Genomic DNA, 26,740 nt, shown 5'->3' with positions numbered 1-26,740 from the left:
AAAGGGTCGCGGACAAGCCGTTGACTTCCATTCGAGAGCAAAGGCATTCAGGACCACATGCGAGCCATGATCCCATTCCCCGAAATTTCGCCCGAGATTTTCTCGATTTCCCTGTTTGGTATGGAGTTTGCCCTGCGTTGGTACGCCCTAGCCTATATCGCTGGCATCGTCATCGCCTGGCGGCTGGCCATTGCGGCGTTGAAATCTCCGATGCTTTGGCCTGGTCAAAGGGTGCCAATGCGCCCCGAACAGGTCGAAGACCTGCTGACCTGGATTATTCTGGGGGTGATTCTCGGCGGTCGCCTGGGATTTGTGCTGTTCTACCAGCCCGATTACTACCTGTCCCATCCCAGTGAGATCCTGCGGATCTGGCAGGGCGGCATGGCCTTTCATGGTGGCTTGCTTGGGGTGATTGTCGCCTCCTGGGCCTATGCCAGCCGCCACGGGATTTCCAAACTCCAGATGGCTGATCTGGTGGCCTATACTGTGCCTGCGGGCTTGATGCTGGGTCGCCTGGCAAACTTCATCAACGCAGAACTATGGGGGCGTCCCACCAATCTGCCCTGGGGCGTTGCCTTTCCGGGAGCCGCGGCACAGGACTGCGGACAAGCTCTGGGGCAAATCTGCGCCCGCCATCCCTCGCAGCTATATGAAGCGGCCATGGAAGGTCTGATCCTAGGCGCCGCGCTTATCTGGCTGACCTGGCGACGTCAGAGCTTCCTGCGCCCCGGCCTGAACCTTGGCGTATTCCTGGCTGGATATGGATTGGCGCGTTTTACAGTCGAGTTTTTCCGCCAACCAGACGCCCAATTTGTCACCCCGGGCAATCCCCTAGGCCTGGCCTGGGAGACCGCCGGATACGGGCTGACAATGGGGCAGATCCTGTCCCTGCCAATGATCGCGCTGGGGCTCTATTTTGCCCTGCGCCGCAAACCCGACTTGGATCCAGCCGCATGAGCCCCCTTACAGATCAATTGCTCGCCCGGATAAGCAGCGACGGCCCCATCAGCCTGGCGGATTTTATGGCCGAATGCCTGCTGCATCCCGAACACGGTTATTATACCACCCGTAGTCCCTTTGGCACCCAAGGCGATTTCACCACCGCGCCAGAGATCAGCCAGATGTTTGGGGAACTTCTCGGCCTGTCTCTCGCCCAGAGCTGGCTGAATCAAGGCGCTCCCGATACTTTTACACTGGCAGAGCTCGGACCTGGGCGGGGCACACTGATGGCAGATTTGCTGCGCGCCACCCGCGGCGTTCCTGGCTTTCACACCGCGCTACAGCTTTATCTGGTTGAGGCCTCTCCCAACCTGCAAGAGCAACAGGCCAAGGCGCTGGCCCGCTATGATGCCACATGGGTCGATACCGCAGATGCCTTGCCACAACAGCCATTGTTTCTGGTGGCCAACGAATTTTTTGACGCCCTGCCCATCCGGCAGTTTGTCCGAGATGGCGATGGCTGGCGAGAAAAGCGGATCGGCTTGGTGGACGGCGGGCTGGGCTTTGGATTGGGACCAGCGGCGCCGCAACCCGCGCTTGAACATCGCCTGCGCGACACGACGGACGGTGATCTGGTTGAGCTAAGCCCTGGGGCGGCGCCGATCCTGTCGAGCCTTGCCCAGCGCATCGCCAGCCACGGCGGAGCGGCGCTGATTGTCGATTATGGCGACTGGCGCTCTCTGGGGGACACGCTACAGGCTCTGAAATCCCATACGCCCGTTGAACCGCTGGAAACGCCAGGTGAGGCCGATCTAACGGCGCATGTGGATTTCGAGGTGCTCTGCTCTGTCGCAGCGGGAGCAGGCTGCGCCCATAGCAAAGTCACGCCTCAGGGCGTGTTTCTCGAACGACTTGGCATCACCGATCGTGCGCGCAATCTGGCAGCAGGGCTGGAAGGGGAGGCTCTGGAGAGCTTGATTGCCGCACATCGGCGGTTGACGCATCCATCCGAAATGGGAAACCTGTTCAAAGTGCTGGGTCTCACCCCTGCAGATATCGCCCCGCCACCAGGATTAAATGCATGACGCTGGAAATACTCACCTCTGAGCTGCTGGACAGCGTACATCACGGGTTCTTTACCCGTCGAGGCGGCGCCTCATCCGGAATTTTCAAGGGGTTGAACTGCGGTGTCGGCTCCAGCGACCAAAAAGAGGCCGTAACGCTCAATCGTGCGCGCGTGGCAGAGGCCATGAATGTGGCCCCAGCCGCGCTGGTTGGGGTGCATCAGATCCATTCGCCCGATGTTGCGGTCATCACAGGCCCAACATCAGAACGCCCCCGCGCAGATGCCATGGTGACAAACACACCCGGAGTCGCCCTGGGTATTCTGACAGCAGATTGCCAGCCGGTACTCTTTGCCGATGCCCAAGCCGGCGTTATTGGCGCGGCCCATGCTGGCTGGCGCGGCGCATTGGAAGGGGTGCTAGAGGCGACTTTGGAGGCGATGGAGGATCTAGGCGCAGATCGCGCCAACACCTCCGCTGTTATCGGCCCCTCCATCTCGCAGTCTGCCTATGAAGTTGGCCCCGAGTTCTATGCAGATTTCTTGCAAAAAGACCCGGACCATAGCCATTTCTTTGCGACCGGCCAGGACGGGCGCTATCAATTTGACCTGCCGGGTCTTGGGCTGCACCTGCTGCGGCAGGCGGGCATCGGCCAGGCAGAATGGACACGCCACTGCACCTATAGCGATGAAGAGCTGTTCTACTCCTATCGCCGCACCACCCACGCAGGGGAAGCGGACTACGGAAGGTTAATATCCTGCATCGCCCTATGACGCGAAAATTTGGGCAGCCCTGCGCGCTTTTTGCCTAAATCCCGATCCAATTTGGCGGCGATGCCGCTGAAAAATTCTTACAATTTTATTAAATCCAGGGACTTAGGCCTTCCCGAGCCCCCCCTGACCTCGGTGCTGGCCACAACTCATGCTGCCAAAGAATACCACCTACGGGCCACATTGAGGGCGCAATGATTACCGATAAATGGGACCAACAGAGCCAAGGAAACATCGCTCGTCCCAGGTAGGAGAGGCACAATGAAGGCCAGAGATCGTTTTTTGAAATCAGTTATTTCGACTGCAAAATCAGAGACTACGCAGATGCCTTGGTGCCGTGGCGCCATCCGCGCGGCACATGTGGTTCAGCGTCGAACGCCGCAACCCTCCCCAGCTGCGCCAGAGCGTCTGAAACGCGCCTAGGGCCTGGGCTTTATTTGGCCAGACAGCCGAACACTCAAGCTCAGACGGTTTCAATCACTGTCTCGTCTGCCCCCTGTTCTGACCACTGATGCTATCGCACGCCTGCATGGCCGCCCAATTGCGGTGACCCTTTTTTAGTCAATAACCGCCACAGTCTTTACGGAACCCAACACCAGATCGCCTGCGCGCAGTATTTTCTGACCCGTTGAGACATAACCGACAAGGCACTCTCGTGCATATTCAAACGATGCAAAACAAAACTCTATCACCTGGCTATTCATGGCCCTCGTTTCCCTCCCCTTCTCTGCCCGGGGGAGCCTCTGTTGTGATGTGTTTTGCAAGAAAGGTCTTGAGCCGATGACACTCCCGCATTCCCTGCAACAAGCCGCTGCCAAGGCCACCGAAACCAGCGCCTTGCTGCAAGACCCTGCTGCGCTGCGTCAGGCCAGTAAACCGCAACTACGCCGCTATGAGGTCTGCAGCTTACTGCCCAATGGGGGCATTGCAGAGACCCGCCACATCGCCCCTGCCCTGCCAATCTTTGAGGATGCATTTTGTGCCTTCACACGGGGGTCGCTGGTGGAAACCACCGCTGGGCCGATCGCCGTGGAAGACCTGCTGCCGGGAGATGAGATCATCACCCAGGGCGGGGGCTGCCAGCCGCTCGTCTGGAAGGGCACCACCAGCCTGGTGCCCTCCCGCAGTGATGCCAAAGGCCGCGCCCACCGGCTCACCAGCTTTATGGCAGATAGCCTGGGGCTGCAAAAGCCCACCTCCTGCGTCGTGGCCGGACCATCGGCGCGGCTGTTGCGGATGCCGCCGCATATGCAGATCGCGGCGGACACGCCACAACTTCTCACCCTCGTAGAAGAATTCCAGGACGGAATGAACATCTTCGAAACCGCGCCACCCACTGTCGTGGACCTGTTCCACCTATGTCTGCCAAAGCATGCGGTGATAAATGTTGGCGGCTTGGAGTTTGAGACCTATCACCCCGGCCCCGAGGCGCTCAAGCTGGTGAGCTATGCAATCAAGACGCTCTACTTCAATCTCTTTAGCCATGTGGATTCGCTGAGCGGTTTTGGCCCCTTGGCCTATGAGCGTGCTCCCACCACGGCTGACAGCATACTGCGCGGTTGACAGGCAGTCCGGCAGGCCCGCAATTCGCCCCTGCCACCAGGGGCCAGCTTGCAAAAAACAGACGGTCGCAAGGCTGTCGCTGCGGTTTTGCGTTCAGTGCCCTCACGTCAAGCTTCGCGCTGCAGGCGCTCTTCCAGAACATCAAAGGGCACTCCGGGCTCATCCTTGGCGCCGCGGATCACCAGTGATGTCTTGACGCTGGCCACATTGGGCGTGGTCAAAAGCGCGCCGGTCAGAAAGCTCTGAAATGTACTGAGATCCGGCGAGACGCATTTCAAAATGAAATCCACCTCACCGTTCAGCATATGGCATTCCCGCACCAAGGGCCAACTGCGGCATTGCTCTTCAAAGGCCGACAGCTCCGCCTCGGCCTGGCTCTCCAGCCCAACCATGGCAAAGACCTGCACCTCAAAGCCCAGTTCGCGGGCGTTGACTTCGGCATGATAGCCGCCAATCAGACCGGCCTCTTCCAGGGCGCGTACCCGGCGCAGACAGGGCGGCGCAGAAATGCCAACCCGTTTGGCCAGCTCAACATTGGTCATGCGCCCATCGGCCTGCAATTCCGACAGTATCTTGCGATCAATCGGATCAAGACGGGTTGTGACCATGGTGAAAGCTCCTGTCGATTTTCGTTTCTTATAGCACCACCGCCAGGCCGCGCAATATTATTTCACAACCGCGAAATAATCTTTGCTCCTGCCAGATACAAGCACCAAATCAGACAGGGCGGACAATCGCAAAAGCGTGACCTGCTGAGTCGCGCTTCCCGGCCCTTGGCCCATCAAGAGGGGTTTAAGAGGCGCCGCCGGACCGCTATATGCAAGCCCTGACGGTGGCCACAGCCGCCATATGCAGCATCACTTGCAGATTTGGGGATACGAGATGAGCGACACGCGCCACACCAAGGTTCTGATCATTGGCTCCGGCCCGGCGGGCTACACTGCCGGGGTCTATGCCGCCCGCGCCATGCTGGAACCGGTTCTGGTTCAGGGCATCGAGCCCGGCGGTCAACTGACCACCACAACCGAGGTGGAAAACTGGCCCGGCGATACCGAGGTTCAGGGTCCGGACCTCATGATCCGTATGCAGGAACATGCCAAAACCATGGGCTGCGAAATCATCGGCGATATCATCACCTCGCTGGACACCACCAAACGCCCCTTTGTGGGCAAGGGGGATAGCGGCACCACCTATACGGCGGATGCGGTCATCCTGGCCACGGGCGCGCGCGCCAAATGGCTGGGACTGGAAACAGAAGAAAAGTTCAAGGGCTTTGGTGTGTCCGCCTGCGCCACCTGCGATGGGTTCTTCTATCGTGGCCAAGAGATCGTTGTCATCGGCGGCGGCAATACCGCTGTGGAAGAAGCGCTGTTTTTGACCAACTTTGCCTCCAAGGTCACGCTCGTCCATCGCCGCGACGAGCTGCGCTCGGAAAAAATCCTGCAAGACCGCCTGTTCAAAAACCCAAAGATCGAGCCCCTGTGGTTCCATGAGCTGGAAGAAGTCTACGGCACCGACAGCCCGCTGGGTGTTGAAGGTATCAAGGTCAAACATGTGGAGACCGGAGAGATCACCGATATCCCGTGCAAGGGTGTTTTTGTTGCTATCGGCCATGCGCCTGCAAATGAATTGGTCAAGGACACCCTGGAGCTGCACAATGGCGGCTATGTTTCGGTCAAGCCCGGCACGACGGAGACCTCAGTACCAGGTGTCTTTGCCGCAGGCGATCTAACCGACCACAAATACCGCCAGGCCGTGACCTCGGCCGGTATGGGGTGCATGGCGGCACTGGATGCAGAACGCTTTTTGGCGGAGCAAGACGACTAAGCCAGCCTTTGGCGCGGCCATACTCTGCCCCTGAACCAACTTGGTCGACCTCAGCACATTGTGGTCGGCCAAAAACCTAATCACCGCCAGATGATCTTGCGCCTCTGTTCTGCGCACGGGCCGTAGCGGCCTGAAACACCCTTGACCTACACAGCCACATCCAACACCCTTATCCAGCGCAACCAGAGGGGTCGTTCAGGTGGCAAATGTACTCTGGCGAGGAGATCTAGTGGAACGCAGCCGCACCGTGAGCGGTGTGTTCCTGATGGGTTATGCCTTCTTGCACTTCATGAACATCGCTGCGGGGCTCGTCTCGCCTGAGGTCATGTTCCAGGTGCAACAACTGCGCGGCTTGCTCACGGGTCACCCGCCTGGCCAATTCCTACTGTTTGCCGCGCTGCTGGTTCATATGGCCCTGGCCCTTTGGCAAGTGGCCAGCCGTCGCACGCTCCGTATGAGCCTGCCGCAAGCCTTGCAGCTGATCTTGGGCCTTTTGATCCCTTTCCAGCTGATCCAGCATCTCGTTTTCACCAGCTATGCGTCAAACGTATATGGCCTCGACGACGATATGACTTCGATCATATTGCTGATGTGGAACTCGCCCGAAGTCTGGCATCAGTACCTATTGTTACTAGTCGTCTGGGTGCACGGCTGCATTGGACTGCATATGTGGCTGCGGCTGACCACATGGTGGCGCCAGGCACTCCCCTATATGATTGGCCTGGCAACCCTGGTGCCTGCCCTCGCCCTGGCTGGGCTGTTGACAGAAGGCCGTCGTATCTGGTCGATCTTCATCCGCCCCGGCAATGGACCAGTGATCCGCGATAGCTTTAACTGGCCAGACAACACCGTCTTCGCACGCTTGTTTGAAATCTACGACATTGCCTTTTGGACTTTTGTGCTCCTGCTTGGCCTTGCCCTCTCCGCCTTCTACATGCGTCGCTTTATCCGCAAGAAAAAATCTCTGCAGATAAGCTATGAGAATGGCACCCAGATCACCATCGAACATGGGCTAACCCTGCTGGAGATCTCTCAACTCAACGGAATCCCCCATACTTCGCTGTGCGGGGGCAAGGGGCGCTGCACCACCTGCCGGATCGAAGTCACCAAGGGTTTGGAGAACCTCGCCCCTCCCAGCAGCGCCGAAGCGCGAACGCTAAAGGCGATCAAAGCCCGTGAGAACGTACGCCTGGCCTGCCAGGTCAGGCCAACCGCATCGTTGAGCATCCAGCGCGTTTACCAGCCAAAGGGGCGCCGTCAGGTTCATTCGGCGCAGGGGGTGGAAAAGACCATTACGGTTCTGTTTCTGGACATTCGGGGCTTTACCGCGCGATCAGCCGGCTTGCTCCCCTATGATATCGTCTTTTTGCTGAACCGGTTTTTTGACGCCATTGTGCCGGAGATCACCAAAGCAGGTGGCACTGTCGACAAATACATGGGTGATGGGTTGCTGGCGCTATTTGAGATGGACAGCCCCGAACATTCGGCCATGGCTGGGATCACTGCTGCTGGCAATATCGGCGTAGCACTGGCCCGCTTTAACATGATGCTGGCCTCCGAGGGCGAAGACCCCGTTCGGATCGGTATGGGGCTGCACACTGGGACCGTTGTTCTGGGAGAGATTGGCACCACCGATAATGCTCCGCGCACCCTGATTGGTTCTGCTGTGAATGCAGCCAGTCGGCTGGAGGCGAAGACCAAGGAACTCGGCGTTGAACTCCTGATCTCCAACCAGGTTGTGCTTGCAGCAGGCATGGCTGCCCCACAGGAGCGGTTGCAGGATTTTTCGCTGCGCGGCGTCGACCACCCCGTGAGCGCACTGCCAGTTGCCCAAGCCTCAACCTTGGAAAACCTCCTTACGCCGCAGCCTGATCCTGAGGCAACGGTCTTTGCACCTGCCGCCACAGGCAAAGTGACCTAAAGCTGTCCCGAATTTTTCGCAACTTTTGGTCCAACATTCCCAGGAGCCAGGAGCACCTGGAACCGCGTCAGCCCAGAGCGCTACAATGCAGACCAGATGGCGTTGTAATCTAGCTACGCAAGCCTTCTGCTCCTGAATTCGACATTTTCCCCCTTTGCACCTGCAGCATTTTATGCCATGTGTTCACGCGTGAACATATAATACCAAGATCGCCATGACCTCGCCCGACACCAAACCCAACCCAGATGAGGAAGACCTGCGCTTCCGACTCCTGCGCCAGCTTGACCTGGCACCGGACGCATCACAGCGCGCCACAGCGGCTGCTCTGGGTGTGTCCTTGGGCGGGCTCAACACACAGTTGCGCACGGCAGCAGATGCCGGGCTGATCACAATTAGCGACCGCCCCGGCCCAGACAAACGACAGCGTTACACCTATACATTGACCAGACGTGGTGGCGCCGAGAAACGACGCCTCGCAGATCAATTCCTTTCCCGCAAACTCGCTGAATACAACGCGCTCTATGCGGAACTCACTGGTACAGCCAGCGGCTTGCCTCACATTAAACACAGGACCCACCCTATGCAGAATAATCTCGCGCCCATCCCCGAGCTTTATGTCTCTTATGACTCCGCACAAAAGCTGAAAGTCGACGCAGGCGAGCTGAAAAGCCACGATCTGACACCTCGCCAGATCTGCGACCTTGAACTGCTGATGAACGGTGGCTTCAACCCGCTCAAAGGCTTCCTAAACGAGGAAGATTACAACGGCGTCGTTGAAAACATGCGCCTGGCTGATGGGTCTCTCTGGCCGATGCCCATCAACCTGGACGTCTCAGAAGAATTCGCCGCCACACTGGAAGTGGGCGAAGACATTGCCCTGCGTGACCAGGAAGGCGTGATCCTGGCCACCATGACCGTGACAGATCGCTGGACCCCGAACAAATCCCGCGAGGCCGAAATGGTCTTTGGCGCAGATGATGATGCGCACCCTGCCGTGAACTACCTGCACAACCAGGCAGGCAAGATCTACCTGGGCGGCCCCGTGACCGGCATCCAGCAGCCTGTGCACTATGATTTCCGCGCCCGCCGCGACACCCCAAACGAGCTGCGCGCCTACTTCCGCAAACTGGGCTGGCGCAAGGTTGTGGCCTTCCAGACCCGCAACCCTCTGCACCGCGCCCACCAGGAGCTGACTTTCCGCGCCGCGCGTGAAGCCCAGGCTAACCTGCTGATCCACCCCGTTGTCGGCATGACCAAACCTGGCGACGTGGATCATTTTACCCGCGTGCGCTGCTACGAGGCAGTACTGGATAAATACCCAGCCTCCACCACCTCCATGAGCCTGTTGAACCTGGCAATGCGGATGGCCGGCCCCCGTGAGGCCGTCTGGCATGGTCTGATCCGTAAAAACCATGGCTGCACCCATTTCATCGTTGGCCGCGACCACGCAGGTCCGGGCAAAAACTCTGCTGGTGAAGACTTCTACGGCCCCTATGATGCACAGGACCTGTTCCGCACCCATGAAGAGGAAATGGGTATCGAAATGGTCGACTTCAAACACATGGTTTGGGTCTCCGAGCGCGCACAATATGAGGCCATCGACGAGATCGAAGACAAGGATGACGTCACGATCCTCAATATTTCCGGCACAGAGCTGCGCCGCCGCCTGGCCGAGGGCCTGGAGATCCCTGAGTGGTTCTCCTTCCCCGAGGTGGTGAAAGAGCTGCGCCGCACCAAGCCTCCGCGCTCCAAGCAGGGTTTCACCGTTTTCCTGACCGGCCTGTCCGGCTCTGGCAAATCCACCATTGCGAATGCTCTGATGGTCAAGCTGATGGAAATGGGCGGCCGTCCTGTGACGCTGCTGGATGGCGATATTGTGCGCAAAAACCTCTCTTCCGAGCTGGGCTTTTCGAAAGAGCACCGTGACCTCAACATCCGCCGCATCGGCTATGTAGCGTCTGAGATCACCAAGAACGGCGGCATCGCCATCTGTGCTCCCATTGCCCCCTATGCAACCACCCGTCGTGCCGTACGCGAAGACGTGGAAGCCTTTGGAGCCTTTGTCGAAGTGCATGTCGCCACCTCGCTGGAAGAATGCGAACGCCGCGACCGCAAAGGCCTGTACAAACTGGCCCGCGAAGGCAAAATCAAAGAGTTCACCGGGATCTCTGACCCCTATGATGTCCCCGTTGATCCTGAGCTGAGCGTTGAGACAGAAAACGTTGATGTGGACAACTGCGCCCATCAGGTTTTGCTCAAGCTCGAAAACATGGGTCTGATCGCAGGCTGATCAACCTCCTTGGGTGAATCCCCTGCCAATACTTTAGGCCCGCCCCTTTAACCAAGGGCGGGCCTTTTTCTTGCACGCAGGGTAGTTATATCTCCCAGCGCCGCGTTAAAGGCTATCGCGCAGCGCAAGCGCGGCGCGTAACGGCAAATCTGCCAGTTCCGCCGCCGCCTGTTTCAAGCCCCGCAGTGCCGGAAGCCGCCGCGCATAGTCCTCTGGACCTATCTGTTTTAACGCAGCCTCAAACGCACCCTGATCGCGACACAGGATTATCCCCTCCCCTGCAAAGAAATCCTCAATATTGGGACAGCCCCAATAAAGAGGTACGGTCTCGCAGAGGATTGCATCTATCAGTTTCTCCGAGAAGTAATTTGGCTCCCGCACGTTTTCGATCACCACGGAATAGCGGAAGGGGACAAGCCCTTCTGACTTTTGCTCAAAGGCCTGGTAGCCGCGCCCCAAAATCTGCGCCCCGGGCATCCGTGCCTGCAGAGAGGCAACAATCTGATGGCGCAATTTATGGCCTGGATGGTCATTCTTAGCCGACGCAATGAGCGACAAGTCTTTAGTCTTTTTTATGTGCAGCTCTTGCCACTCGGGCACCCACGAGGTGCCGTAGGGCAGCATCAAACCGTTGGGAATACGCGACAAGAGCTGTGGGTCATAGCTAAAGATTCGGAAAAAGCGACGGGCACTAAGCCTGAGAATGCGGTGATGATCTGCAGACATGATCTTGGGTTCGGCCACAATCATTGAAATCCGCCCAGGGCAGCACCGATGGGACTGAATATGCATGGCCCGCTTGGCATAGACGATCAGGTGATCCTCTGACGCCATATCTTTGACGCGTTTTCCAAGCAGTCGATCAGGGCAGCCCAGCGGCCATTCCATTTCACAGAGCGGGCGTTCTGCCAGAGCTTTCCCTAGCTTGCCGCCATAGGGCATGATCGCAATTGCAGGCTCTGTCATGGCTGCGGTCTCAGAAAGCGTCATCGGCACAGGTTTCCGTTTTACATTGAGGTCCGAGATCAGTTTTGATCCGGCAGGTCAACCGAGCCCCGCATCAAAACGAAACCCTGGCCGGCAACCTTGATGCCTTGCAGGTCGTCACAAGAGCCCAAACGGCTGACCCGCGCCATCCCCGGCCGGCCCATGCCATGTCCTTGCTCTGCGATAAAGCTTTCCTTTTGCATCAACCCATGACGCCACAGATAGGCGGCCATCGCCCCAGTGGCGGACCCGGTAAACGGATCCTCTGGGGGGCTCGGCGGCGCCATCAAAAGCCGCGAATAGGTATCGCCCTGCGCCGTAGCCCCCTGCAGGGTCACCAGAAAGGGTTCCATCATGTCTATGCCATCTGCGCCCAGAGACCGCCCCAACTCCGCCAAGGCTGATAGATCAAGACGCGCCTGAGCCAAGGCAGCCGGATCCTTTAGCACCGTCACACAAAAGGGTAGTCCGGTGGAGACCTTTTGCGGCGCGCCCAAAATCTCTTCCACCGGCAATGAAATCGCTGCTGCCACCAAGGCCGGATCCGGTTTTGCCCCAAACTCCGGCGCGATTTGGGTCATTTCAATCTGATCGCCCGTAACTGTAACTGGGACGATACCGGCGCCAGTTTCCAACCGAATCTCTCCGGCGCCGATCAGACCGCGATCCCGCAGCGCAGCCACGGTTGCAATCGTGGGATGGCCCGCAAAGGGAATCTCGCGGCTGGCCAGAAAATAGCGCACGCGTATGTCCGCCACCTCAGAGGGGCCAGTGAAGGTACATTCGACCAGAGAGGTTTCCCGTACATAGGCTGTACATATTTCGACCGGAAGATGGGCTCCACCATGCACCACCGCACAGCCATTGCCCCCAAAGGCGCGGTCGGAAAAGGCATCAACCCAGTCGAAATCAAATCTACTCATCACCCCTGCCCTATCCGCTTGGTTTTAATAGACGGAACTTAACCGGGATTGAGCGCAGGTGAAACCACTCACAAAAGCTAAGCGATTTTTGCAGGACCAACTGGTTTGAGCACCAACCTGCGCGGACTGCAGATCAGTGCACCGCAACTGGAGAAAAATCGTTTTGCCGCGCCAGTGCGAAGGCCAGTTTACGATCGGTGACAACGGCCAACTGTTCCCCCTCGGCGTCATGCACCGCATAAAGATGATCCCGGCCTTCGGCGCTGGCCTGCATGTCCTTGGGCAGATCCCCCACAGCGACCGTTTTGACATAGACGATACGGAGGCCAGAAACTTCAGGCATGGGTGTGTCTACAGGCGTATGCATATCTCTTAACCCTTCTTGATATTGATTGTTTGCACAACTGTTTCTGGACGTGACCGGGTAAGGTCGACATGCAACAGCCCGTTTTCCATCACGGCTTCGCCGACGTCGACACCATCGGCCAGCACAAACATGCGCTGGAATTGCCGCGCAGCGATTCCTCGGTGCAGAAAAACCCGCCCGTCGCTCTCATCACCCTGACGCCCCCGGATCACCAACTGGCGATCCTCGACTGTAATGGCCAGGTCTTGCTCGGCAAACCCCGCCACCGCGAGGGTGATACGGTAAGAAAAGTCGGAAGTTTGTTCAATATTATAAGGCGGGTAGCCCTCATTTCCGGATTTGGCAGAACGCTCCAGAAGGCGTTCCAACTGCTCAAACCCCAGCATATGCGGGTAAGACCCCAGAGTGAGTTTCGACACGTATATCGTCCTTTTGCTGCAAAGCGACGTTGATCTGCGGTCCCGTAGCGGCAACCGCCTGTCTAGAATATGGTAACTTTTCTCGAATTCTCAAGACTATGGCTGCAAGGTCTAGCGGAAAAGACGTTAAAGAAGTATCTTGAACCCTATCCGAACCCTTCTGTATTTTGAGTCGCCCATGAATGCTTCCGTCGATATTTCCATGAAAACCGATGAGGTCCTCAAAGTAGAACTGGAAGTGTTTCGGAGGCAGCATCGAGATCTAGACGAAGCAATCATTGCCCTGCAGGAACGCGGCACCAGCGACCAACTGACCATCCGGCGACTGAAAAAGCAGAAATTGGGGCTCAAGGATCGAATCTCACAGATAGAAGACCGGTTGACCCCCGACATCATCGCCTAGCCCTCCCCGCCCGACATGGAAATAACCCGCTTGATTGGCACCGCCAAGCAAGCTCTCCCGCGCGGCAGCAGTGGTGGCAAGGCCACCCCACCAGCCCCTTGGGCCCGGCAGCGCGCCTGTCGGCGCGCTGCTTTGGCGCGACATGTCGCGCCATGCGCGGTGCCATGCCCAACCAGGCATATGGCAGCTTGCTGCCATTTTGCCTGGACGGGAGCCCCCCCCTTTTTCTTACCCAAACGGTCGCGCCCCTTCTTTTCTTGGCAGGAGTGCCACCTTTGCGCACCGATCTTAACCTTATCAAAAACCCTAAACGCGCAGCCCACTCTCGTAGCATTGTCGCATTGCACCACAGGGAAGTTTGACTATAGTGCGGCTTCCTTCCACCCCAGCAGCTCTCCACCAACGGGGACTGCGGCATGACAGGACAAATCACATGCCAAACACCCCCAGCGACATCAAAGTGGGCATCATCATGGGAAGTCAATCAGACTGGCCAACGATGAAAGAAGCCGCCACGCTCCTGGATGAGCTCGGCGTTCCCTATGAGGCCAAGATCGTCTCAGCCCACCGCACCCCTGACCGGCTTTGGTCATACGGAAAGTCAGCGGCGGAACGCGGTTTGCAGGTGATTATTGCTGGCGCAGGCGGAGCTGCGCATTTGCCCGGCATGGTTGCCTCCAAAACCCGGGTGCCGGTTGTCGGCGTACCAGTTCAGACCCGCGCCCTCTCTGGCGTCGATTCCCTTTATTCGATTGTGCAGATGCCAAAGGGCTTTCCAGTTGCGACCATGGCAATTGGAGCCGCTGGCGCCGCCAATGCCGGGCTGATGGCTGCCGGGATCCTCGCCCTGCAGGATCCAGCCCTGGCCGCGCGCCTGGACGCTTGGCGCCAAGCGCTTTCTGCCTCCATCCCCGAGGAGCCCGTCGATGACTGAAGCCCTGAAACCCGGCGCCACGATTGGTATCCTCGGCGGCGGCCAGCTGGGCCGTATGCTCTCGGTTGCGGCTTCTCGCCTGGGCTTCAAGACTCATATTTTTGAACCCGGCTCCAATCCACCCGCAGGACAGGTGGCGGATCAGGTTACCACCGCTGGCTATGAGGACAGCGCGGCCCTGTTGGCCTTTGCCAATTCTGTCGATGTGATCACCTATGAGTTTGAAAACATCCCTACGGCGGCCCTGGACATCATCGAAGCCCATGGCCCCATTCGCCCCGGCCGCGAGGCCCTGCGCATCAGCCAGGACCGCCTGACGGAAAAGACCTTCCTGAAAGGCCTCGATCTGAAAATCGCGCCTTTTGCCGATATCACCGATGCCGCCAGCCTAAAGGCCGCTTTGGCAGAGATCGGTACACCTGCGATCCTGAAAACCCGGCGCTTTGGCTATGACGGCAAAGGCCAGGCCCGGATCATGTCGCCCGATCAGACAGAGGACGCCCTCGCGGCTATGGCAGGTGCACCCTCCGTACTGGAGGGTTTTGTCAATTTCAGCCATGAGGTCTCTGTTATTGCCGCCCGTGGCATCACCGGTGAAGTTGCCTGTTTTGATCCCGGTGAAAATGTCCACCGTAATGGCATCCTGCATACCACCACCGTTCCTGCGCGCCTCAGCGCCAGCCAACGCATGGACGCGGTACTTTTGGCTGCCAAGGTCCTGAACGCGCTGGACTATGTTGGCGTTCTGGGGGTCGAGCTTTTTGTCACACCGCAGGGACTGATCGTAAATGAAATCGCGCCACGCGTGCATAATTCTGGCCATTGGACCCAGAACGGTTGCGCTGTAGATCAGTTTGAGCAGCACATCCGTGCGGTTGCCGGCTGGCCACTAGGCGATGGCCAGCGCCATTCGGACATAGTTATGGAAAACCTCATCGGCGCGGACATAGATCGCCTGCCCGAGTTGGCCAAAGAGCCGGACTGTGCTCTGCATCTCTATGGCAAAGCCGAGGCCAAGCCTGGCCGCAAGATGGCCCATGTAAACAGGATTCGGCGCCCCGCACAGGCAAAGTAACGCGCCACTTAACTTTGCCCGCCCGCCCATTGGGCAGTCCTTGCCTTGCTCGGCCCAAGGCCCGCGCAGCGCCTGTCCGCCCCATGGACAGGCGCTGTGATTTCGCCCGCGGGCAGAGGCAACGACTGGCGTTCCCTTAGAGGAAGAACTCAGTCAGCGGCGTCCTTGGTTTCTTGTGCCTTGCGCCATTCACGCCACAGGTAGCACACCACCCAAGAGAAGAATCCCGCAAGCCATATTCCTTGGAAAAGCAGCTTCATTGTAACCTCAAACCAATATCGCGCGACGGTTGTATCGACCCATTCTGCAGGCTGCCTTCCGAGGCGCAGCAAAAGACGATACTGGCCCTCCTCTATTCGCCAATAAGGCCACACCCAGATAGCTGAGCGCCAAAGCATTAAAAACCTGTGCCAGTTTCTTCGCCCAGGCCTGCACTCGCTACCCCATAAACCGGGTCGCGACCTCACCAGACATGTAGCTCACCCGCCCCCCTGACAGGGTTGCAGCCACCCGTTCGCTTGACTTATCCAGGATCACCATATCGGCGCGTTTGCCAGGGGTGAAATCGCCGCGATCGCTCATCCCCAACAGCCGCGCCGGACCAGAGGAGACCAACCCCCAGGCCGTTGTCAGATCCAACACACCCGAACGGGCCAGCATCAAGGCAGCCCTACGTGGACTTGGGTAGTGATAATCTGAGGCCAGCGCATCGCACAGTCCCATAGCGATCAGATCCAACGCCGAGGCATTGCCTTTGTGTGAACCGCCCCGCACCACATTCGGCGCGCCCAGGATGATATGATCTCTCCCTGCCCGCGCAGCCTCTGCAGCTTCCTGAGTTTCGGGAAACTCGCTGATCTCAGCTCCGCGTGCGCGCCATGTGGCACGATCAATGGCGGTTTGATCGTCATGGCTACCAATCCGCAGCCCGCTGGCGCGCAGCTGCGAACAAAGCGTCTCTAGCGCTGCGGGGACCTCTGCGTTGCGGCGGTGCATCTCAAGTAGCATTTCAAAGTGCTTATCCGGGTTGCGCCCCGCCTTCAGAGCCTGGCCAGTCAAACGCGGCGGCTTTTTGCCCTGGGCCAGACGGTCATGCGGCAGGTGATCATTAAAAACGATATAGGAGAGCCCCCATTGGGAGATCAGGCTCGGCAGCCGCGCATAGTCATCCAACATATGGGTTTCAAACCGGAGTTGCGGCACGAGATCCGTTACCAGATCCCCGCGCACCTGCGCCACAGCCTCAAAGACTTGCCCGGCATAATCTGGACTGCGCAAGCCCCCTTCCCAGCTGTAAAACTGTGCTAACACAGCTGTTGTCATGCCATTTGCCGCCAGTTCAGCCTCCACGGCGACGACCCCCTCGGCCATCTGTTTCATCGCGCCACGCCGTGGTGCAAGATGCCGTTCAAATCCATCGCCATGAGGGTCAATAATGCCGGGCAAAACCAAGTATCCGGACAGATCCACCGCCCGCCCCTGTGGCTCGGCCAAAATGACCCCAGCGCCAAAGGCAAGCTCGCCGCGGATTTGCAGCCCTTCGGGTGTCAGGAGATCCGCCCCCTGCAGAGTCAAGTTCAGCGAGGTCATTGATGCACAGGCTCCTGTTGGTTGTCAGATTTCAATCCATAGCCACAATCCGCTCCGATACAGCTGCCCGCAATTGCGGCATTCAGCGCATCCAGCCAAGTGATCTCCGGATCAAACCTGCCCTGGCCCAGAAAACTTCCCACCTGAGCAATGACCAATGGGTCATTCATCATGAATGTATGGGTGACAGGCAAGACCATATGGTCCTTCATGCCTTCAAGGCGCGTACTATCGACGGAGACCTTTCCGTCATCCTCGCCTGGTATGAGAGCCGAGAACACCGGGCTGATAGATTGATTGCCTGCAATGATACCCAATGGGAAATCCGCCGCTGGCAGCATCTTGGGCAGGCTGTCTTGACTGGTGCCAAGGCTCTGCCCAGCCGGCCCGTTGATCATGCCAAAAACCGCCCAATCGCCCAGCTCATCAACCACTTCGCTGCCTTGGTTGGGCGGGCCCAGCATAACAGTGCGCCCCAGGCGCGCAGGGCGATGCGACGGATCCTTCAGATACTGGCGCAGCAATATTCCCCCCATGGAATGGGTGACAAAATGGATCGGCTGATCGTCGCCACAGGCGGCGACGGCCTTGGGTAAAACCTGATCGGCCAATTCAGCCACGGAATACTGCGTCGAGTCATACCCCGGTCGCTCTACCTGATAACCCTGCATCTTCAGCACCTGTTCCATGACCACAAATGAGGTCTCAGAACGGGCCAACCCGTGCAAGAGCACAGCGCAGTCAGCCCGGGCGAGATTTGGGATCAGTCCGCAGGCGACAAAAAGCAAGGGTTTGAAAATATATCTCATGCGCCTCAAATAGGGGCGGAACCAGCCTAAGAAAACCCCTTTTAACGGCGCCTTGGCAACCAGATGACCAGCGCAATACCCGCGAGAACCCCGAGGGAGCCCAGAACCAGCCGCAGCCCAACAGGCTCGCCCAAGAACAGCGTCCCCCCTACGATTGCCAGCACCGGCACGCTCAGCTGTATGGTGGCCGCCTGCGCCGGTTCCACCCGCGGCAGTACCTGATACCACAGCGCATAGCCCAGTCCCGAGGTGACCGCCCCCGAAACCACCGCCAGCGCCGCGCCATAGGGGGTCAGGACTGTGCCACCGCCTGCCAGCATCAGCACGGGCAGCATCATCACGCTGGACCAGGCAAAGTTCACCGATGTCGCCACTAAGGGCTCCCCCGCGCCACGCCCCAAGAGGCTGTAGATCCCCCAGCCCAACCCGCTCAGCCCCATCAGAAACGCGGCAACAAGCGGCACGCCCACGCCCTCTTGCGGCCAGATCACATAGGCGAGCCCAGAAAAGGCCACCACAGCCCCAATCACCTGCCCTACGGTGGGATGACTGCCCCGCACAGCCCCCCAAAGAAACATGGAAATCTGCACCACACCAAAGAGCACCAGCGCACCCAGTCCGGCATCTAGATCCTGATAGGCTAGGGTAAACCCCGCCATGTAGAGCGTCAGCGCCGCACCGCCCCAAAGGCTGGAAGGGCGCAAAAAACGCTCAGCCCGCCAGATCTGCAAACCGCGCATGCGGCACAAAAGCGCTAGTATCACAGCGCCGGACACCAGCCGCCACAGGCCAAAACCGGTGGCATCCATATAGCCGCCGCCAATCGCGGCACGACCCAGGACGGAATTTGCGGCAAAGGCCAGCATGGTGAGGCAGACAAGAAGAAACAGGCGCATGAGCCGCTGCTACCGCGCAGGGCAGGAACTGGCCAGTGAATTCTTTGTGTTACAGATCAGAAAACGCACGCGGATAAACCAACTCCGCCTCCGGTACATCATCGCCACCGTAGGATCAGTGTATGCTCTAAGGGAAAGGCACTCTTGAGCTTCTGCGCCCGCTCCTGGCTAAACCCGAAGCGACCGTAGAAAGAGGGCTGCCCCAGAGCGACAACGGTTTGGGGAACATTGGCAGGCAATCGCCCAATCGGTATTTCATAGATGGCTTCCAGCTCCTGCAGCAACCGGCTGCCGAACCGCCAAGGCGCGCGGTAGATTTCGCCCTTTGGCCCGCCGACTTCCATATTGGGATTTTGCTCCGCCAAGCTGCCGCACTGCCACTCAGGCCGCACGGCCATTGGCGCAAGACATGCCCAGCCTTGGGGGGCCTGCATCCGGCTCAACGCGTAGTAGCCACCGATCTTTCCATCCCAGGGTTTGCAACACTCATACTGCATATCGCCATCTGCCCGCAGCCGCTGCACCAATCGCGCCTCGGCATCGGTGGGGAAGGCCGCCTTCAACAGCTCATCCACCTCTGCAAAATCTTCTTCACGAACACCTCTCGAAAAATCCGGCCCCATAACCATCTGACGCCCTCCCATTCACCTTTCCAAAAATATTCCCGCCGGAGGCAGGCCCGCGTAGCGGGCCACTCTTCTTATCGATAAAAACAAAAAGGGGCCGCCCAAAGGCGACCCCAAATTCATCCGGTAGGATGGCAGATGCTTACATCATGCCGCCCATGCCGCCCATGCCACCCATGTCGGGCATGCCGCCACCGGCTGCGCCGCCGTCTTTGGACGGTTTGTCGGCAACCATGGCTTCGGTGGTGATCAGCAGGCCCGCAATCGAGGCCGCATCTTCCAGCGCGGTACGGGTTACTTTGGCAGGGTCGATCACACCAAAGGAGAACATGTCGCCATATTCTTCGGTCTGAGCGTTGAAACCAAAGGTGGTGTCGTCGCTTTCGCGCACCTTGCCGGCAACAACGGCACCGTCAACACCGGCGTTCTCAGCGATCTGACGCAGAGGCGCTTCGATGGCTTTCTTGACGATCACGATACCAGCGTTCTGGTCAGCGTTGGCGCCTTCCAAACCGGCCAGAGCTTTACCAGCCTGAACCAGAGCAACACCACCACCAACGATGACGCCTTCCTGAACGGCCGCGCGGGTCGCGTTCAGTGCATCGTCAACGCGGTCTTTGCGCTCTTTCACTTCCACTTCGGTCATGCCGCCAACGCGGATCACAGCAACACCGCCGGCCAGTTTGGCAACGCGCTCTTGCAGCTTTTCACGGTCGTAGTCAGAAGTGGTTTCTTCGATCTGAGCGCGGATCTGGCCAACGCGGGCTTCGATCTCGGCTTTGGCACCTGCACCATCAACGATGGTGGTCTCGTCTTTGGTGATTTCGACCTTCTTGGCGGTGCCCAGCATGTCCATGGTGACGGACTCGAGCTTCATGCCCAGATCTTCCGAGATCACCTGGCCACCGGTCAGGATCGCGATGTCCTGCAGCATGGCTTTGCGGCGGTCGCCGAAACCAGGGGCTTTAACAGCAGCAATTTTCAGACCGCCACGCAGTTTGTTCACAACCAGAGTTGCCAGGGCTTCGCCTTCAACGTCCTCAGCAATGATCAGCAGAGGTTTCTGCGACTGGATCACCTGCTCGAGCAGTGGAACCATGGACTGCAGAGAAGACAGTTTCTTTTCGTGCAGCAGGATCATGCAGTCGTCGAGATCTGCAATCATCTTGTCAGCATTGGTCACGAAATAGGGGCTCAGGTAGCCGCGGTCGAACTGCATGCCTTCAACAACATCGGTCTCTGTTTCCAGGCCTTTGTTTTCTTCGACGGTGATAACACCCTCGTTGCCGACTTTCTGCATCGCATCTGCGATCTGCTGGCCGATGGCTTCTTCGCCGTTGGCGGAGATGGTGCCCACTTGCGCAACTTCAGCAGAGTCTTTTACGTCACGGGCAGAGGCTTTGATGCCTTCGACGACTTTGGCAGTTGCCAGGTCGATGCCGCGCTTCAGATCCATTGGGTTCAGGCCAGCAGCAACCTGCTTCAGACCTTCTTTGACGATCGCCTGGGCCAGAACGGTGGCGGTGGTGGTGCCGTCGCCTGCTTCGTCGTTGGTACGGGAAGCAACTTCCTTCACCATCTGGGCGCCCATGTTTTCGAACTTGTCTTCCAGTTCGATCTCTTTGGCAACGGACACACCATCTTTGGTGATGCGCGGTGCGCCGAAAGATTTGTCCAGAACCACGTTACGGCCTTTGGGGCCCAGGGTCACTTTAACCGCGTCAGCCAGTACGTTTACGCCGGCGAGCATACGGTTGCGGGCATCGGTGTCGAATTTGACGTCCTTAGCAGCCATGTTTTATTCTCCTCGAGAAAATCTGTGTTTTTTAGCGATATTTGGAATCAGAGAAGCCAGTTGGGAAATCCCGGTGGCTTACTCGATGATGCCCATGATGTCGCTTTCTTTCATCATCAGCAGCTCTTCGCCGTCGACGGTGACTTCGGTGCCGGACCATTTGCCGAACAGGATGGTGTCGCCAGCGGAAACAGCCATTGCGATCAGCTCACCGTTGTCTTTGCGTGCACCTTCGCCGGTAGCGACGACCTGGCCTTCGCTGGGCTTTTCTTTGGCGGATTCAGGAATGATCAGACCGCCAGCAGTTTTTTCTTCGCTTTCGGTACGACGAACCAGCACGCGATCGTGGAGTGGTTTCAATGCCATCTTTGCAGCTCCTTATAAGGCTCAAAGGTTGTTATCTCTGTCTCCCCCTGCTCCCCGCAGAGGGCGTTATCACTCACACCTGATGAGTGCTAACGGACGAATAGCTAGGCAGCACTCGCGCGTGAGTCAACCAAAATGGGAAAGAAAATTCTAGCAATTCACGAAAGCCAGCCCTGCACTGGGGCTTGGTCGGGTCAATCCAGCCCCTCTTTGGCGGACTGTATCTCCTTTGGCTCCCAACTATAGGCCCAGTGTTTCAGCCCCTCGCGGCCAGCTTCGGTCAATTGGTAGATGCCCTTTTCGACCCGTTCAAACCAGCCATAGTGATTGGTGGACATCAGGTTAGTGGCGCGACCAACCCCGGTGGCCTTGGCCACCTCTGAGCCCTTGGTGGCCCCCACTTCGGCCAAATGCGCCGCGCAGCGCAGGGCGTCCTGGCGATAGGTGGTGACAATACCATGGCGGGTGGCACCGCCGGCATTTGGGTCGCCCTGCAGGCGCTGGAACTCTCGCAACAGCCTTTGCTGTCGTTTCTTTGATTTGCGCGGCGCATAGGGGCCCGGATCGCAGTGTACTTCGCAGCGGCCATCCGGCAGAACCGTGATCAACCCCAAGCCCAGGCGGCGACACATGGCAGTATTGTCCTTGAGCATGCGCTTTGCCTGACGGCCCTTGGGCCTGGGCACCGCGATATAGACCAAGTCAGTTACCGACTGACGCGCAATTGCCTGATGAAACAGCGACAGCGAAAAGCGCAGCTTCAATTCCACAATGACAGGGTCTTCATCGCCGCGTTTCGCCATCACATCCGCAGCGCCCACCTCCCCCTTGACCTCATAGCCCTGCGCCTGCAGCAGAGCTTTTACTGGGGGGTATAGTTGATCTTCGCGGTCCATTTGCGATGCTTGGCAGGTTGGCAGCAGCATTTCAAGCGCCATAGATCGCCCTGTGGCACCTTAGCCGCCCTCACCTTAAAGCTGAGTTATCTTCTTGCTATTTCGCAGCTTACCCTCCTAGCTCCTGAATAACGAATCTCACGAGAGCAGTCCCATGATCCGCGCATTAGCAATTCTCATTACACTTTTGGTGACCGCAGCATCGGCCCAGGCTGCCTGTCGTGGCGCAGATATGCGCAATCATCTGCCCGCCGCTGAAAAAGCATGGCTTGACAGGCAGATGGCGGCAACGCCCTTTTCTTCTGGTAATCACTGGATTGCCAGTAAGGGAGAGCAAAGGCTGCATATCATTGGCACGATGCATAGTGGTGATAGCCGCATGGCGCGTGTCATGAATCGTCTGCGACCTGTCATCGCGCAGGCCGATGCGGTTTATTTTGAAGTAACACGCAGCGAAATGGAGAAAGCCAAGGATCACGCCAGCAAGAGGCCCGAGGCGTATTTGCTGCCGCGTGGCCGTAAGCTGCAACAACTCATGACCCAGAAAGGCTGGGAGCAATTCGAGCTCTTTGCTGCAATGTCGAATGCTGACATGGAGACTATTCAAAAAATGCAGCCCTGGGCCTTGAGCCTCTATATGATTCCCGGCGGCTGCCGCCCCTACGGTTTTGGCCTCAGACGCGGACTGGACGATCGGATCGAGCGTTTCGCCATCCGCAAACGCATCCCCGTTGCCGGGCTGGAAAGTGCTGGCACAGGGTTCACTGCTCTGGCACGGATGCCACTGCGAGACCAGGTACGGATGCTTGAAAATGAGGTCGCCCTCCTACTATCCGATGCCCCCGAAGACGCCACAGCGGTTGAGGCCTATTTTGACGAAAGCGTCTGGCAGGCCTTTCTATTGGAACCAAGGATTGCCAGTCGGTACATTAATGTTTCGGCCAAAGAACTCACCCGGTTGGATCGCGCCTTCAACGGTAACATGCTGGGCTGGCGCAACAGACTTTGGATGAAAACCATTCGACAGATCAAGGACCAGCGCGTTTTAATCGCGGTGGGGGCGGCGCATCTTCCGGGCAGCGATGGGATCCTCAATTTGTTGAAACAACAGGGCTATCGCTTAGAGCGCGCCGCCTTCCAGTAGCGGCATCGCGCAACGGCCCGGCCACCTAACCCACTAATCTTACACTACGTGACGGCGACATCAGAGCGCACATCAGCGATTTTCACGGAGAAACCATGCGGCTACTAATTTCACTTGTTTTCCTGTTGCTGCCCGCCTGGGCCCAGGCTGCCTGCACCGGCGCTGATCTACGCGAAACGTTGACACCTGAGGATCAAAGCTGGATCACGACCAGGATCGCCGATGCCCCCTTTGTCGAGGGCAATCACTGGATTGCCCAGCGTGGAGATCGTAAGATCCATGTCATTGGAACCATGCATTTGAATGATCCCCGCATGGAGGAAGTCGCAGCAAGGCTGGCACCGGTCATTGCAGCGGCAGATCACCTTCTGCTTGAGGTGAGCCCCGACGACGAAAAGGCCCTGAAGCCACGCCTTGCCAGTTTACCTGAACTCATGTTCATAACCAAGGGCCCTACGCTGATTGACCGTCTCCCCCCGGCGGATTGGTCAGTCCTGGCTGGGCTTGCGCAAAAGCATGGCATCCCCAGCTGGATGGCGGCAAAAATGCGGCCCTGGTTTTTAGCCGCTTCGGTGTCGCTGCCGCTCTGCCTCAAAGGTACGAACGCAAAAGAGTTGGGCCTGGACAAGCGCTTGCAAAAGCAAGCCCAAGCGGCGGACATCGCCATGAAATCCCTGGAGGACCCAATAGACGTCTTTCAGTCCATGAATTCCGACCCGTTGGATGAACAGGTTCGCCAAATTCAACTCACCCTCAGCTTGATGGGACAGGGAACTGACGAATACGTCACTCTCGCACACAGCTACTTTGAGGAAACCGCCTGGCACTATCTGGCAATGACTGAGCGGCGGTTCTATCAAAGCGCCGTCTTCGTCGAAGAAGAGGCAAAGCTCCTTTGGGATAAGGCCATGGATGATCTGCTCGTGCGCCGAAATAAGGCCTGGATCCCGGTCATCGAAGCCAGCGCAGGCAACAACCTGGTGGTTGCTGTTGGCACTCTGCATCTGCCGGGGGAAACCGGTGTTCTCAAACTGTTGAAAGATCAAGGCTATAGCCTAACACGCGCCGCGTTCTAAGGCTCAGATCAAAGCACCGGTCACGACGGCTCCCGCTGCCCACCGGCAGCACTGCGCTAACCACATTGCCGCATTGCGGCTCTGGTGGGGTGACAAGTGATTTCTCCCTGATATAAGGCCCGCAAACTCTCATTTCTTCATAGGATCGCATCATGACCGTCCAAGTTTTTGGCCATAAATCCCCCGACACCGATTCCACCGGCTCTCCCATTATCTGGGCCTGGTATCTGAATGAGATCAAAGGCGTCGCTGCCGAAGCCAAACTACTGGGTGAGCCAAACACCGAAGCTGCCTTCATGCTGCAGCGCTGGAACCTGGACAAGCCGGAGATCATCGCCGATGTGGCCGACGATCAGGCGGTTGTCATTGTTGACACCAACAATCCTGCCGAGCTGCCCGCCAATATCAATGGCGCCGATGTTCAGGCCATCATCGACCACCACAAGCTGGTCGGCGGCCTGGAAACCAAAGGCCCCATCGACATCACCATCCGCCCGCTGGCCTGCACCGCCACCATCATGAATGACCTGATCGGTGACGACATGGCCAAGATGCCAGAAGCTGTCAAAGGCGCCGCGCTGACCTGCATCCTGTCGGACACGCTGGAGTTCCGCTCTCCGACCACCACCGATCACGACCGCGCCGTTGCCGAAAAGCTGGCAGCAGATCTGGGTATCGATATCGCCGCCTATGCTGCGGATATGTTTGCTGCCAAATCCGACGTCTCCTCCTTCTCTGACGCGGAACTTCTGCGCATGGACAGTAAGGAATACGCGGTTGAGGGCACCAAGTTCCGCGTCTCGGTTCTGGAAACCACCGCCCCTGGCGTAGTTCTGGATCGCAAGGCCAGCCTGATGGAAACCATGACCACCGTTGCATCCGAGGATGGCGTTGATCAGGTTCTGCTCTTTGTTGTCGACATCCTGAACGAAGAGGCCACACTGCTGGTGCCCAATGACCTGGTAAAAACCGTCGCCGAAATGAGCTTTGACGCCAGTGTCGAAGGTGACGCGGTTGTTCTGCCCGGCATCATGAGCCGCAAAAAGCAGATCATCCCCAACCTCAAAGTCTGAGCCGCAGCGCGCTGCACTTCCTCAGTAACAGCTTGGAAACAACAAAGGGCGCCCGAGGGCGCCCTTTCTCTTTGATCGTTTTGGCGGCGGTCACTCTACCCGCTGCAAGCCAACATTTGCTTCGATTTGATCCGCTGTGGCCAGAACAGTTGCCAGCCGTTTGGCATCCGGAGGATGTGTGCCCCAAAAGGACAGCTTCCCGGCGGTGGTGCGTGCGTCCTCGGGCTTGGCAAAGTATTTGGCGCCTTCCACCGCATCATAACCCGCGGCATCGGCAATACGGGTACCCAATGTATCGCTTTCCAGCTCAAAGCTCTGAGAATAGGCATAGGTACCGACCGCAGCGCCAATCCCGACCCCTGCTTCCACAATCCCACTGTCAAATACGCCGGAGTCAGCGGTCACAGCCCCAGCAATCACCCCGACGATGATCGCGCCAGCAATGGCCTGTTGCTTTTGTTTTTCCGTGTGTTTGCCAATCAGATGCCCATATTCATGCCCCAGGACAAAGGCCAGCTCGTCGTCGTTTCTGGTGTCTTTGACCAGAGGCAGGGAGACGCGGATGATAGGCTGGCCTTCACGATAGGTGAAATAGGCGTTGCGGTCATCCATCTGGCGATCAATGGCAATGTCGACCGCGCAATTGCTGCCCGGTGTATCCTTGGTCAGGGTTTCACAATAGCTGCGCCCAACCGGTTCAATCCGTGCTGCCACACGACGAAACCGTCGTTCGGCGGCAGCGTTTGACAGGTTTGCCCTGGTCGGTTCTGCTGCTGCTTGTGCGAAGATCTGCGACGCCTGAGCCGTCTGATCTGGGCTAATCTCGGGCAATTGGTAGGTGGTACCACAGGCGGTCACCCCAAAGCACAACCCCAGAGTGGCGATCTTTAAAGTCAGGTTTTTCATCAATTTACCTCTTGAGAATCTCGGAATTGATGACCCGTTCACGGTACAGCGTCAAGTTTTTCCCTGCGGCAGTCCACAACC

26 protein-coding genes are annotated in these 26,740 nt (G+C 58.0%); 13 read left to right on the top strand and 13 right to left on the bottom strand.

Going from position 1 to position 26,740, the window contains the following annotated elements:
* Positions 1 to 57 precede the first annotated feature (57 nt).
* The 4 genes from lgt to MED193_RS19720 all read left to right on the top strand — a co-directional run bounded on the left by lgt (position 58) and on the right by MED193_RS19720 (position 4,336).
* On the top strand, positions 58 to 957 hold the full coding sequence (gene lgt / locus MED193_RS19735) for a prolipoprotein diacylglyceryl transferase (protein WP_039966445.1): 900 nt from the start codon (positions 58 to 60) through the stop codon (positions 955 to 957).
* Positions 954 to 2,024, top strand: a complete 1,071-nt coding sequence (locus MED193_RS19730; protein WP_009811547.1) for a class I SAM-dependent methyltransferase — start codon at positions 954 to 956, stop codon at positions 2,022 to 2,024. The genes lgt and MED193_RS19730 overlap by 4 nt, the downstream gene beginning before the upstream one ends.
* Positions 2,021 to 2,776 carry a peptidoglycan editing factor PgeF gene (gene pgeF, locus MED193_RS19725; protein WP_009811546.1) on the top strand — a complete coding sequence of 252 codons (756 nt, stop codon included), beginning with the start codon at positions 2,021 to 2,023 and terminating at the stop codon, positions 2,774 to 2,776. The genes MED193_RS19730 and pgeF overlap by 4 nt, the downstream gene beginning before the upstream one ends.
* A gap of 777 nt (positions 2,777 to 3,553) precedes the next feature.
* The gene (locus tag MED193_RS19720) at positions 3,554 to 4,336 is read left to right on the top strand and encodes a Hint domain-containing protein (RefSeq protein ID WP_039966444.1); all 783 of its coding nucleotides are present in this window, start codon (positions 3,554 to 3,556) and stop codon (positions 4,334 to 4,336) included.
* A 107-nt stretch (positions 4,337 to 4,443) separates the two neighbouring features.
* Here MED193_RS19720 and MED193_RS19715 read toward each other — a convergent pair whose 3' ends face one another.
* Positions 4,444 to 4,944, bottom strand: a complete 501-nt coding sequence (locus MED193_RS19715; protein ID WP_009811543.1) for an Lrp/AsnC family transcriptional regulator — start codon at positions 4,942 to 4,944, stop codon at positions 4,444 to 4,446.
* Between the two features lie 274 nt (positions 4,945 to 5,218).
* Here MED193_RS19715 and trxB point away from each other — a divergent pair, with 274 nt between their 5' ends.
* The 3 genes from trxB to MED193_RS19700 all read left to right on the top strand — a co-directional run bounded on the left by trxB (position 5,219) and on the right by MED193_RS19700 (position 10,374).
* Entirely contained in the window at positions 5,219 to 6,163 is a 945-nt protein-coding gene (gene trxB, locus MED193_RS19710; protein WP_039966442.1) for a thioredoxin-disulfide reductase, read from the top strand.
* Between the two features lie 229 nt (positions 6,164 to 6,392).
* Positions 6,393 to 8,084 carry an adenylate/guanylate cyclase domain-containing protein gene (locus tag MED193_RS19705; RefSeq protein WP_009811541.1) on the top strand — a complete coding sequence of 564 codons (1,692 nt, stop codon included), beginning with the start codon at positions 6,393 to 6,395 and terminating at the stop codon, positions 8,082 to 8,084.
* Between the two features lie 214 nt (positions 8,085 to 8,298).
* A complete protein-coding gene (locus tag MED193_RS19700) occupies positions 8,299 to 10,374 on the top strand; it encodes a bifunctional sulfate adenylyltransferase/adenylylsulfate kinase (protein WP_009811540.1) in 2,076 nt (691 codons plus the stop codon).
* Positions 10,375 to 10,479: 105 nt separating this feature from the next.
* On the opposite strand, the gene MED193_RS19695 is transcribed toward MED193_RS19700, so the two are convergent.
* The 4 genes from MED193_RS19695 to MED193_RS19680 form a co-directional block, all read right to left on the bottom strand.
* The gene (locus MED193_RS19695) at positions 10,480 to 11,364 is read right to left on the bottom strand and encodes a hypothetical protein (RefSeq protein ID WP_009811539.1); all 885 of its coding nucleotides are present in this window, start codon (positions 11,362 to 11,364) and stop codon (positions 10,480 to 10,482) included.
* 35 nt (positions 11,365 to 11,399) lie between these two features.
* Entirely contained in the window at positions 11,400 to 12,284 is an 885-nt protein-coding gene (locus MED193_RS19690) for a PhzF family phenazine biosynthesis protein (protein ID WP_009811538.1), read from the bottom strand.
* Positions 12,285 to 12,417: 133 nt separating this feature from the next.
* Entirely contained in the window at positions 12,418 to 12,651 is a 234-nt protein-coding gene (locus MED193_RS19685; protein ID WP_009811537.1) for a DUF1150 family protein, read from the bottom strand.
* Positions 12,652 to 12,656: 5 nt separating this feature from the next.
* Positions 12,657 to 13,070 carry an Hsp20 family protein gene (locus MED193_RS19680; protein WP_198133871.1) on the bottom strand — a complete coding sequence of 138 codons (414 nt, stop codon included), beginning with the start codon at positions 13,068 to 13,070 and terminating at the stop codon, positions 12,657 to 12,659.
* Positions 13,071 to 13,248: 178 nt separating this feature from the next.
* Here MED193_RS19680 and MED193_RS19675 point away from each other — a divergent pair, with 178 nt between their 5' ends.
* The 3 genes from MED193_RS19675 (at position 13,249) to MED193_RS19660 (ending at position 15,482) form a co-directional block, all read left to right on the top strand.
* The gene (locus MED193_RS19675; RefSeq protein WP_009811535.1) at positions 13,249 to 13,473 is read left to right on the top strand and encodes a YdcH family protein; all 225 of its coding nucleotides are present in this window, start codon (positions 13,249 to 13,251) and stop codon (positions 13,471 to 13,473) included.
* Between the two features lie 433 nt (positions 13,474 to 13,906).
* Complete coding sequence (purE, locus tag MED193_RS19665) at positions 13,907 to 14,407, top strand: 5-(carboxyamino)imidazole ribonucleotide mutase (RefSeq protein WP_009811533.1); 501 nt, start codon at positions 13,907 to 13,909, stop codon at positions 14,405 to 14,407.
* Entirely contained in the window at positions 14,400 to 15,482 is a 1,083-nt protein-coding gene (locus tag MED193_RS19660; RefSeq protein ID WP_009811532.1) for a 5-(carboxyamino)imidazole ribonucleotide synthase, read from the top strand. The genes purE and MED193_RS19660 overlap by 8 nt, the downstream gene beginning before the upstream one ends.
* A 438-nt stretch (positions 15,483 to 15,920) precedes the next feature.
* On the opposite strand, the gene MED193_RS19650 is transcribed toward MED193_RS19660, so the two are convergent.
* The 7 genes from MED193_RS19650 to MED193_RS19620 form a co-directional block, all read right to left on the bottom strand.
* On the bottom strand, positions 15,921 to 17,072 hold the full coding sequence (locus MED193_RS19650; protein WP_009811530.1) for an alpha-D-ribose 1-methylphosphonate 5-triphosphate diphosphatase: 1,152 nt from the start codon (positions 17,070 to 17,072) through the stop codon (positions 15,921 to 15,923).
* The gene (locus MED193_RS19645) at positions 17,069 to 17,881 is read right to left on the bottom strand and encodes an alpha/beta fold hydrolase (protein ID WP_009811529.1); all 813 of its coding nucleotides are present in this window, start codon (positions 17,879 to 17,881) and stop codon (positions 17,069 to 17,071) included. Before MED193_RS19645 ends, MED193_RS19650 begins: the two co-directional genes overlap by 4 nt.
* 41 nt (positions 17,882 to 17,922) lie before the next feature.
* On the bottom strand, positions 17,923 to 18,777 hold the full coding sequence (locus MED193_RS19640; protein ID WP_009811528.1) for a DMT family transporter: 855 nt from the start codon (positions 18,775 to 18,777) through the stop codon (positions 17,923 to 17,925).
* Positions 18,778 to 18,875: 98 nt separating this feature from the next.
* Positions 18,876 to 19,421, bottom strand: coding sequence for a GNAT family N-acetyltransferase (locus MED193_RS19635; protein WP_009811527.1), 546 nt, complete (start codon positions 19,419 to 19,421; stop codon positions 18,876 to 18,878).
* 124 nt (positions 19,422 to 19,545) lie between these two features.
* On the bottom strand, positions 19,546 to 21,198 hold the full coding sequence (gene groL / locus MED193_RS19630; protein ID WP_009811526.1) for a chaperonin GroEL: 1,653 nt from the start codon (positions 21,196 to 21,198) through the stop codon (positions 19,546 to 19,548).
* 78 nt (positions 21,199 to 21,276) lie between these two features.
* Positions 21,277 to 21,564, bottom strand: coding sequence for a co-chaperone GroES (groES, locus tag MED193_RS19625; RefSeq protein WP_009811525.1), 288 nt, complete (start codon positions 21,562 to 21,564; stop codon positions 21,277 to 21,279).
* Positions 21,565 to 21,758: 194 nt separating this feature from the next.
* Complete coding sequence (locus tag MED193_RS19620) at positions 21,759 to 22,460, bottom strand: DUF2161 domain-containing phosphodiesterase (protein ID WP_039967095.1); 702 nt, start codon at positions 22,458 to 22,460, stop codon at positions 21,759 to 21,761.
* Between the two features lie 154 nt (positions 22,461 to 22,614).
* On the opposite strand from MED193_RS19620, the gene MED193_RS19615 reads away from it, so the two are divergent.
* The 3 genes from MED193_RS19615 to MED193_RS19605 all read left to right on the top strand — a co-directional run bounded on the left by MED193_RS19615 (position 22,615) and on the right by MED193_RS19605 (position 25,753).
* Positions 22,615 to 23,604 (top strand): TraB/GumN family protein, encoded by a 990-nt coding sequence (locus tag MED193_RS19615; RefSeq protein WP_009811523.1) that lies wholly within the window; start codon positions 22,615 to 22,617, stop codon positions 23,602 to 23,604.
* A 95-nt stretch (positions 23,605 to 23,699) separates the two neighbouring features.
* Positions 23,700 to 24,680, top strand: coding sequence for a TraB/GumN family protein (locus MED193_RS19610; RefSeq protein ID WP_009811522.1), 981 nt, complete (start codon positions 23,700 to 23,702; stop codon positions 24,678 to 24,680).
* Between the two features lie 152 nt (positions 24,681 to 24,832).
* A complete protein-coding gene (locus MED193_RS19605; protein WP_009811521.1) occupies positions 24,833 to 25,753 on the top strand; it encodes a manganese-dependent inorganic pyrophosphatase in 921 nt (306 codons plus the stop codon).
* Between the two features lie 90 nt (positions 25,754 to 25,843).
* Here MED193_RS19605 and MED193_RS19600 read toward each other — a convergent pair whose 3' ends face one another.
* Positions 25,844 to 26,659, bottom strand: a complete 816-nt coding sequence (locus MED193_RS19600) for a M48 family metallopeptidase (protein WP_009811520.1) — start codon at positions 26,657 to 26,659, stop codon at positions 25,844 to 25,846.
* Positions 26,660 to 26,740 lie beyond the last annotated feature (81 nt).

It is taken from the genome of Roseobacter sp. MED193, assembly GCF_000152965.1.
Taxonomy (GTDB): domain Bacteria; phylum Pseudomonadota; class Alphaproteobacteria; order Rhodobacterales; family Rhodobacteraceae; genus Pseudophaeobacter.
Note: the sequence above shows the minus strand (reverse complement) of the source record. Positions and strands in the feature narration are given on the sequence as shown.